This window comes from Dietzia aerolata (genome assembly GCF_014144865.1).
GTDB classification, from domain to species: Bacteria; Actinomycetota; Actinomycetes; order Mycobacteriales; family Mycobacteriaceae; genus Dietzia; species Dietzia aerolata.
Window position 1 is genome coordinate 1 of the sequence record NZ_JAALDM010000199.1, and the last position, 2,156, is coordinate 2,156.

Annotated in this window: 3 protein-coding genes; 1 reads left to right on the forward strand and 2 read right to left on the reverse strand. The window is 70.8% G+C overall.

The genetic code is table 11. The features are described from left to right. Positions 1–148: 148 nt before the first annotated feature. Positions 149–922, forward strand: a complete 774-nt coding sequence (locus G6016_RS17285; RefSeq protein WP_338403592.1) for an MFS transporter — start codon at positions 149–151, stop codon at positions 920–922. 22 nt (positions 923–944) lie between these two features. On the opposite strand, the gene G6016_RS11820 is transcribed toward G6016_RS17285, so the two are convergent. Together G6016_RS11820 and G6016_RS11825 are read right to left on the reverse strand one after the other, a co-directional pair. Next, the gene (locus G6016_RS11820; RefSeq protein ID WP_241730260.1) at positions 945–1,577 is read right to left on the reverse strand and encodes a CueP family metal-binding protein; all 633 of its coding nucleotides are present in this window, start codon (positions 1,575–1,577) and stop codon (positions 945–947) included. Continuing rightward, positions 1,574–2,156: HAD-IC family P-type ATPase (locus G6016_RS11825; RefSeq protein WP_182632842.1), on the reverse strand; the 583-nt coding region annotated here is incomplete at its 5' end. The genes G6016_RS11820 and G6016_RS11825, both read right to left, overlap by 4 nt.

Below are 2,156 nucleotides of genomic sequence, written 5' to 3' on the forward strand. Positions count from 1 at the left end.
GTGAACCAGTGCTACGAGAAGGCAAGCAACTGGTCGACCGAGCTCGTTGCCTGGGTTGCTTGGCTGCCGGCATCCGCCAGCCAAGTCAGTTTCACCGAGGTCGCTCACCGTCCGCAGCCAACTCGGCCGCGCCGCCGCCCTCCTCACGGTGATCAGCTACAACAACCTCTTCGTCGGCACCGTGGTCGGCTTCGTCGTCTCCGCCATCCTGGTGACCGCCGCCCGGTTCCCCGTCATCGCCACCCCCTCCGAGGCGCCGTTCCTCGACCGACTCACCGGCGGCACCCGGCTCTTCTGGCGGGAGCGCGAACTGCGGGGCCTGATGGGGCTCAACCTCGTCGTGGCCACCACCACCGCGATGGTCGTCGTCAACACGGTCGTCCTCGTACAGGGCCTGCTCGGTCGCTCGCAGACCGACGTCGCCCTGATGCTCGCCGTGTACGGCGCCGGGTCGATGGTCGTCGCCATCGCCGTACCGAACCTCCTGGACCGGACCTCGGACCATCGCGTGATGCTCACCGGCGGCATGGCACTGCCCGTCCTCCTGGCCAGCGCGGCTGGCGTGATCGCATGGACGGACGGCACCGGCAGGTGGGCCGGCCTGCTGATCCTCTGGTTCCTCATCGGGTCCGCGACGTCGGCAGTGCTCACGCCGTCGGCCAGGCTCCTGCGCAGGAACAGCACGGAGGCCACGCGGCCGGCCGTATTCGCCTCGCAGTTCTCCCTCTCGCACCTGTGTTTCCTCGTGACCTACCCGGTCGCGGGCACGCTCGGCGCGGCGCTCGGCCTCAGCGCTGTCGCGCTGGTGCTCACCGTCCTCGGCGCGGTCGGCGCCGTGGTCGCCGCGGCGACCTGGCTACGAGGAGAAAAACCCGGGGTCGACGACGACGACACCGTCGCCCCGGCCACGCTGGTCGGCTGACGCCGTCGGCCCGACACGGGCGTCAGGCCAGGCGCAGCGACGTCAGGCAGGTGAGGTCGTCCGGGTTCGACGTCGAGATGGGGGCCGTAGCCCGGCGCCCGTCGTGCTCGACGGTGATCTCGCCGTCCAGTCCGCGTGGGAGCCAGATCCCGACGAAGCCGTTGTCGAACGTGGTCACGTCGTCGTCGACGACCGTCGCTCCCGTCGCCCAGTCGGTGACGGTGACCTGCACCTGTTCGTTCCGCAGTTCGCCGAGGCATGTGGTGAGGCTGTGGAAGTAGCACTCGTGGGTCCGGCTGTCGTACGGCGCCACCGCGAGGTAGAACTCCTCGTTTGGCATCGGCACCGACTGTGTGCGGTCCCCGCTGGTCAGGACCAGCTCGTCGGGTTGAACGGAGGCGATGAGGTCGGTCGACCGCTGCGCGACGGGCGTCGCGTCGAGGCGCTCGATCATCTGCCGCGCATCGAGCCCGGCGAGGCCGTGCTCGTCGGCGATCGTGGACCCCGCCGCGTCCGCCGATCGCGCGGACCCCGCCGACCCCGCCGACCCCGCCGACCCCGCCGACTGGTCAGCCTGCGGCGCCTGGGCCGTGCACCCGGCGGCTGCGACTGCTACAGCAGCCAGCGCCGCGACCGTCATCCGGATCGTGCTCATGCGTGAACTCCTGTCTCGTTGCGGCTCGTTACGCTCGCCTCCGGGCCGGACGCGGTGACCGCCTCCGGCCGCAGGTCCAGGCGGCGCAGCAACTGGGCGTTGGCCGCCACGACCACCGTGGACAGTGACATGAGGATCGCGCCGACGGACATCGGCATCACGAAGCCGATCGGTGCCAGCACGCCCGCGGCCAGCGGCACGGAGACGAGGTTGTACCCGCCGGCCCACCACAGGTTCTGGACCATCTTCCGGTAGGTCGCCGACGACAATTCGCGGACGCTGACCACCGCGCGCGGATCGTCGGAGGCCAACACCACGCCCGCCGACGCGATCGCCACGTCGGTGCCGGCGCCGATCGCGATGCCGACATCGGCCTGAGCCAGCGCGGGGGCGTCGTTGACGCCGTCGCCGACCATCGCGACCGAACGCCCCTCCGCCTGGAGTTCGCTGACCTTCGCGGCCTTGTCCTCGGGCCGGACGCCCGCGAAGTATCGGTCGATGCCCAACTCGTCCGAGACGGAGGCGGCCACCGCCTCGGCGTCGCCGGTGATCATCACGACCTCCACGCCACGCTCGTGC

Excerpts from the sequence above, each read along its gene's own strand:
- G6016_RS11820 (WP_241730260.1), bottom strand. The coding sequence starts at position 1,577 with ATGAGCACGATCCGGATGACGGTCGCGGCGCTGGCTGCTGTAGCAGTC.